This is a genomic window from Pedococcus sp. P1_H8 (assembly GCF_056405175.1).
In genome coordinates, this window is record NZ_JBFUCP010000362.1 from 1 (window position 1) to 394 (window position 394).

General features: G+C 75.6%; 1 pseudogene. It reads left to right on the forward strand.

Annotated features, from left to right (window positions below):
• Positions 1 to 58 precede the first annotated feature (58 nt).
• Positions 59 to 394, forward strand: a pseudogene (locus tag AC1DYG_RS20380) (thiol reductant ABC exporter subunit CydC); the annotation flags it as partial.

Consider the following 394-nt stretch of genomic DNA (forward strand, 5'->3'; position numbering starts at 1 on the left):
ACACCGTGGTGACCGCGCAGTCCGAGGCAGTGCCCTCCGGAACCGGGGAGGCGGCGGCATGAGCGATCCGTTGCTCCGTGCACTGCGCCTGCTCGACTTGAGCCCGCGACGGGTGGCCTACGCGGTGGTCGCCGGGGTGGCGACGCTCGGCAGCGCGCTGGCGCTGGCCGCGCTGTCCGCGTGGCTGATCACCCGGGCCTGGCAGATGCCGCCGGTGCTCGACCTGACAGTCGCCGTGGTGGCGGTGCGGGCGCTGGGCATCTCCCGCGGCATCTTCCGCTACCTCGAGCGGTTGGCCACCCACGACGCCGCCCTGCGGGGCACGGTGTCGGCGCGGGAGCGGATCTACCGGCGGCTGTCGGAGGGCGATCCGGCCGCGCCCGCCGGCCTGCGG